The organism is Bartonella sp. AC130YNZD, from assembly GCF_042196865.1.
GTDB lineage: Bacteria > Pseudomonadota > Alphaproteobacteria > Rhizobiales > Rhizobiaceae > Bartonella.
Window position 1 is genome coordinate 1 of the sequence record NZ_JBHIQZ010000040.1, and the last position, 6,348, is coordinate 6,348.

Below are 6,348 nucleotides of genomic sequence, written 5' to 3' on the forward strand. Positions count from 1 at the left end.
AATCCACCCGCCGAAGAACGGGGATTTCTTGCATTCGGATTGCCGCCACTTTCCACTTGCGCAACACGGTACAAATAGCTTTCTGGTAAGCCATAACGCGCTGCTGCTTGACGGATCGCTTGGTCTACAGAAGGACTAGAACGAGGCATAACCTAATCTCCTCCCTTACTCAAATGCACTCAATAAATTCAACTCTTCCGTTGAGGCTTTTCCTCCACCTCCAAACAAAGCAGCAGATAGTTTTTTGAACCACTCTTTCGTCGCATATCCCTTATGATGCGCATTTACCATGCGTTGAATGAGATCGACAATTTGAGCATTCTTAATCTGTGTTCCCCCTGTTAACAATTTGACAACATCCTTTTCAATCCGTTGACGCTCTCTAAACGCCGCCTCTTTGAAAGGAATCCAAGCAGCCTTCCCAGCAGCTTTTGCTAATTGTACAGCTGCATCATGTTTACCCGTTGGCATATTGACGTTATGCCTAAAAGATATCTTTTCATCCGCTACACGACCTGGTATTCTATTATAAAAATCTGCATAATTAGCTTCTTTTTCGATAACCTTCTTGACCGCAGAAGCTTTATCGGCTCCATAAATCTTTGCAAATCGTTTATACAGATCATTCGTACCAAAAATCTCCTTTGCCTTGGATACTTCATTTTTTGTTTGACCCATACCTTGTAAAAGTTCTGCCCTTGAGCCCTTTTTAAAGTATTCTTGTTGTGCCTTTGGTAATTCATCAAAGATTTTACTGAACTCATCCTTATTAACCGACTTGCTAAGGATTTTAGAACCTTTACCCATAGCATCTACATGTGAACTATATTGATGATACAATGCCCGCCCTTTCTTATATTCAGACGATATATCATCCATAATCTCTAATAACTTTTTGTCGATATCTACTAAGCTACGAACTTTGCTATTGTTTCCTTGCCTCTTTTCTGCCCGTATCATAAAATCAATAGCCTCCTTAGTTTTATGGAGAATACCCATGTTGGGTTTCTCTTTAAGAAGGCTAAATTTTTCAGAAGAAAACGGACTGGCTTTATTGCCATCACTAATGAATCCCCTTAGCCCTTTATTATAAGCTTGTTTAAAGTATGGACGCTCCATTAATTCATTAAGTGCCCCATAATATTTCTCTCCTATTGGTATCTTTTTAGCTATTTCATAAAGAGTATGGGATGCTTCTTTCCTACTCGCGATAAGATCACCTTTTAAACCTGTGACATTTTGACGAGGAACAAAGTGTTCATCAGCAGCTTGATGAATACGCTCCCCTCCTCCCAGCGCTCTCTGTTTAGCTCTCTTGGTTAAATCAAGATAAGCCCCTTGGTTTCTTTTCGCGATATCAAAAACAAGATCTTGTAAAAAAGGACTATGATCAGCTACGTAATCGGTAGGAACTGCTTTTTTAAAAGATTCTCCTAGCTCTTCAGAAGCTTCATTGCCTAAATGTTTACTGATTGCTCTTAACGTATCTTTTGAAACACCTTCTTTCGTATGAGAAGGAGAAAAAAGTCTTCGTATTCCACCAAAAGTAGAACCAAGCATACTGCCTACAAGATTTCCAGCCAATGCCCCGCCCATTCCTAAAGTTCCACCAGATGCCGTGGTTTGAAGTGTATTTAAAAGTCCTTCGCCTTCTCCTGCGCCATGTAATGCACCAGATGCTGCACCTACTTTAAGCAAATGAGGTAATGTTGTTTTGTTCGTGATGCCTAAAAATGGACTTGCAAATCGACTTGGGGGTAACTGACCTGCTTTCAAAAAGGCTTGACCTAATTTTGACCCCGCCACATTCCTTGCAAGTGTAGGCGCTACAAAGCGTGCTCCTGAGGCTAATAATCCTCCCCCTAAAGTCGCAAGGGAAGGAATTACCGACCCTAAAGCATTTCCAGCAAAAGAAGTCCAATAATGTTGATCACTCATCCTACGATAATAATCACGTAGTCTATTGGCTTCTTTCTCATATTTTTCTATGGTTTTCTTATCTCCAGTCCAATAGTTGTAAAGCCCATTCAAAAAAGCACTTATTGCCCACTGATCATCAGAATCACGTCCTGCCGCTGTAATCCCCGCAATTTCATCATCTAAATTAAAACTCAAACCATGCTTTAAAGAGTTCCAAAAAGCTTCACTTTGCGTGATTTCGGGATGTTCTGCTTCTTCTTCATAAGCACGGTGATCATAATCAGAAACAGGACCAAGATTGATGAAATTCGGACCAAGTTCTGATGGACGTCCTCGTCTAGCTATATATTCTGAAACAGGACCAAGATTAATAAAATTCGGACCAAGTTCTGATATTTTTTTACCTTGATTGCTCGTAGCACCTAGAGAATTATTATTCATCATTTAACTCTCCAGTAAACATCATTATTGTAAATAACTTTAGATCCAGCAGGCATTTTATTAGCTTCTTCTAAACCGCTTACAATTGGAAAATTTTCAACATTCTCTTGCGGCATCGACTGATTAGCAGAGGAGTGACTAGCATCTTCACCTAGTAAATAGGCTTTTGCTTCAGGCGATAGTCTTGAAATAACATCTCTTATTTGATTCAGATTCCGCGTAAATAATTCTACATTCATATCAATGCTTTTAATCCAAGCAATCAGACCTGTTGCATACCCACCTTTTTCCTTAAGGTACTCATCAAGATATGTGAGATCTTTCAATAAAATACTTTTCCGTACTATATTATTTGCATGTAGAGCTTTTGCACGTTCAGCTTCCTCATACGATTTACCACCTTCAACCATAATATATCTATATCCACCTGGTGCATTCGGATCTTCCACAAGCATCCTACCATCATTGGTAAATTGGGGATTCCTATTTCCACCGTTCACTTTTTGTAATAGAAAAGCATTCAACGCATCTTTATTCCCTGCTATGAACCGTGCTTCTTCTTCACTATAGCCTTTAGACTTTAGATACTCGACAGTCTGGTTAACCTGTCCTCTTTGTTTATCACCTTCATGCAAGTTCTTCAGCCCCTTGGCAAAACGTTGCCATCCAGACGAATCTGGACTTGCTGTTATCGCCCCCATAAGAAAATCATCAATATTTTTACTAACATCAGACTGTGAAAAACGTGAAAGTTTATCCCAAAAACTAGGTTCTGGTTTAGAATTCTGTTCTTGTGGTATAACTTGTTCTGTTGGAACAGATGCATGATTTCCTACACTAGGTGGAATTTCTTCTCTTGGAATTGGAGAAGGTTTATTTTCCTCACTACCTATCTGAGCAGGACGAATAGAACCTATTGGGGCAAAAGAAAAGGAACCTATATTGTATGGATTATTCATAGAAATCATACTAGGAAGAGCTGGTACTTGAGATCCAAATCTTTGACTTTTATCTATTCCTTCCTGTAATAACTCTGTTCCCGTTTTTTTTCGTTTTAATGCCAAACTTCTATTTTTCGGGTCAAAACTCATAAAAACCATTACACTACCCCTTTTAACTATTTATTTTTTCTAAGATTATTCAAACTAAACGGCAGCATTTGCTGCCTTTTCCGCAGCCTTCTTTAATCCAAAAAGCACCATCATAGCATTCTGCCAAGGGTCGTTACCATGCATCGTAGAGCCTGACATATTATTCATCGTCGTGCCGTAATTTCTTGCAAAGCCATGACCGGCGTTCATAAGCATATTCAACCTATTCCAACCGCTATTGTCTTGTTCCAGCCAACGTTCACGATTGGCATCAACAACTCTCTGATTGTGGGCATCAAGCACACCTCCCCCCTGTATGGCATTGGAATAGGCATTGCCATAACCCTGTAAGAAGTTATTTGAAGCTCCTAACTGATTTTGATTGGCTTGGTCTATCATGGCATTGGCTTGCATCATGCGATCCGCATCACGATTATACTGATCTGCTGTAGCACTGGTAGACAAAGCACCAAGTTCATTTGCCAAGACACCCGTATGTGCACCAGAACCATAACGACCCGCACCGACAAAAGAGCTGTTAATCGTATCTCTGACACGGTCTAAGCTATTTTGAAGCGCAGCATTAAAAGACGGATTCTGTCCAACTATATCACCAGAAGCCACTCTTCCAAGATTGCTTGCTGTCGACGTTGGATTGTAAATTGTATTCATCAAAGAGCGATTTTGATAATGCTGTGGAATACTTCCAAGACCACCAATTCCATAGCGCGTTTGATAACTTAACGGCGCTACACGAGGACCACCATAAACATTCCCACCCGCCCCTGTATCATACAGATTATACGCATCCGCACCACCTCGCTTAAAGACATTCTGCATCCAAGCGGGAGGGGCACTTGTCTGCACCTGCTTCTGTTCTGTCGTTGCTGGTCTACTGCTCCCCATGTCACAATTCCTTCCTATAATAAAGCATATCTATGCCATAGCCTTGCTTGTCCAATGCGCACTTCCAACCTAAACGACCCAAGATCTCTATCTCAAAAGCGCCATTCTCACGCGCCCAATCCTCTACAAATGGCAAATTGTCAACTTGATCAAGAACGCCCTTCCCACTACATTCACAAATCAGAGCGCGCTTCTTTCCTAAAACTGTCTGCTGTATCTGGGTCGTGAATGCCGCTAAAAAGCGCTCGTCATCATCCAAAACAAGCCATAACTGTTTCTTGCCACTGCAAATCGCTTCAAGGAGCTCTTGCAACGTGATTTCATGTTTGAAACGCTCCACATACTCGCGAAACGACGCAATGATGTCTTCCAGATAAGGCGCTATACGCTCCATATCCCAAGACGTGGTCAAAAAGACTTTTGCCATTACCCTCTGCCTAAAGGACGTAAATCCACATTAAACCCTGTGATATGGTTCCAATGAACGCCTTCAGGAATGCGCAATTTAAAGCGGTGATAACGATTGCGCGAACGTCCGTGATAAGCCCCCGTAAGATAAGAGCATGCCCTCTCTTGGTGCCATGTAATCGGTGTCTGATCATTACGAAGCCGACGTTCCCCTATGCTTAAAAGACCTTCCGTCGTATCAACTTCGGCAAACATTTTCGTGATAAAGTTAAAACTTCCATCTGGTGCTCCCATTTCTTGTGAAACAACCGTTGCCTCCATTGGTGCTCCCGTAAACATAACAAGCCGATTGTTATCATCAAAAGCACCAAGCATTGGCGCGCCACTTTGCCAACGGGGATTATCTAAAGAAGCCGGCAAGGACTCAAGATTGATCGAAATCTCATCTAACTGTTCTAAAGTATACCCTGTCGTAAACACTGGAAACAACGTGAAAGGTTTTCCCTGTAGCGTCGACCATTTCTGCAAGCCCCAATCATAGACAAAGGTCGTTTGCTCGTTATTGCCTCTCTTTATGGACCAGTAAATTCGGTTATCAACGGGGTCTATAACCCCTTGCATCTCATCAAGAGCAAATTTATCAAAGGTTTTAAAAACCGTTCTATCAACCTTCTCAAAGCCTATCGGCAAAAGTTGACCATCCAAACTCATCTGATAAAAACCACCATCACCTGCAAAAAAAGCATCACTTCCTCGACATGCTATAGAGGCTGCACTGCGGGCTCCTCGCTTGTCTTGTATCTTTTGAAACGTAAATACAATCTTAGAACCCGCAACAAAGGTTCCTGCATAAATAGCAGAACGCATAAAAATGAGGGGATTGGTGGACTCTGTTGCCCCTTGAACATATTCTCCATCCGGAAAATCTTGAAAATCGCAATCTTTCTCTTTAACTGTCCAATGAGTAGCATCTTCCAAGCCAGACCAATGAATGCGATTGGGGTGATCTGTCAATTGCATCAAACAAACAAAAGGTCCCCAAACCTTCACCAAGCCTGCTTTCGGTGGATTGCCTCCTAAATCTTCAAACCGTTCAGAGCTATGGGTATTAAAGACTTGCGGTTTATCATTTTTATTCACTGCAATAATTCTTTGACCAAACAAAGCGAACGACCATTGATTATCCTCATGTGCTTGATACGTCACACCATTTTGGCTGATGTCTTTCCAACCCTTCGTTTGACTATCATAACTGTAAAGCTTTTGCTTGCCTCCTACGATTATCTTAACACCATTGCCACTTCTAAACGCTATTGAACCCAAAGGCTTTTCTTCTAAAGCATGAGACACAACCATTGCACTAGGCATGGGTATGTAACCGCCATCTGCCGGTAAAACATTCACAAGTGTATCCGTAAAGCTACCGTTGACGATCGCAACATCTGGTCTGTAATCAGCGATTGGAAAATAAACCATATTAGAAATCCGTCGGAATTATTCGAGTGACGTTATGACGTTGAGACGTCTCTGCACGCAATTCATGCAACTGTTCGTTAAAGTCATTGTACGCTGCCGTTGCACA

At 41.5% G+C, this 6,348-nt stretch carries 6 protein-coding genes; all 6 read right to left on the reverse strand.

Annotated features, from left to right (window positions below):
- Window positions 1-149 (reverse strand): transglycosylase SLT domain-containing protein (locus ACFINU_RS08665; RefSeq protein WP_375618824.1); only part of this gene is annotated, 149 nt, incomplete at its 3' end.
- A gap of 16 nt (window positions 150-165) precedes the next feature.
- Complete coding sequence (locus ACFINU_RS08670) at window positions 166-2,364, reverse strand: hypothetical protein (protein WP_375618823.1); 2,199 nt, start codon at window positions 2,362-2,364, stop codon at window positions 166-168.
- Entirely contained in the window at window positions 2,361-3,461 is a 1,101-nt protein-coding gene (locus ACFINU_RS08675; RefSeq protein WP_375667574.1) for a hypothetical protein, read from the reverse strand. The genes ACFINU_RS08670 and ACFINU_RS08675 overlap by 4 nt, the downstream gene beginning before the upstream one ends.
- A gap of 45 nt (window positions 3,462-3,506) precedes the next feature.
- Window positions 3,507-4,358: a hypothetical protein gene (locus tag ACFINU_RS08680; protein ID WP_375618821.1), complete on the reverse strand. Its 852-nt coding sequence runs from the start codon at window positions 4,356-4,358 to the stop codon at window positions 3,507-3,509.
- Between the two features lies 1 nt (window position 4,359).
- Window positions 4,360-4,785 (reverse strand): hypothetical protein, encoded by a 426-nt coding sequence (locus ACFINU_RS08685; protein ID WP_375618820.1) that lies wholly within the window; start codon window positions 4,783-4,785, stop codon window positions 4,360-4,362.
- Entirely contained in the window at window positions 4,785-6,242 is a 1,458-nt protein-coding gene (locus ACFINU_RS08690) for a hypothetical protein (protein ID WP_375667576.1), read from the reverse strand. The genes ACFINU_RS08685 and ACFINU_RS08690 overlap by 1 nt, the downstream gene beginning before the upstream one ends.
- Window positions 6,243-6,348 lie beyond the last annotated feature (106 nt).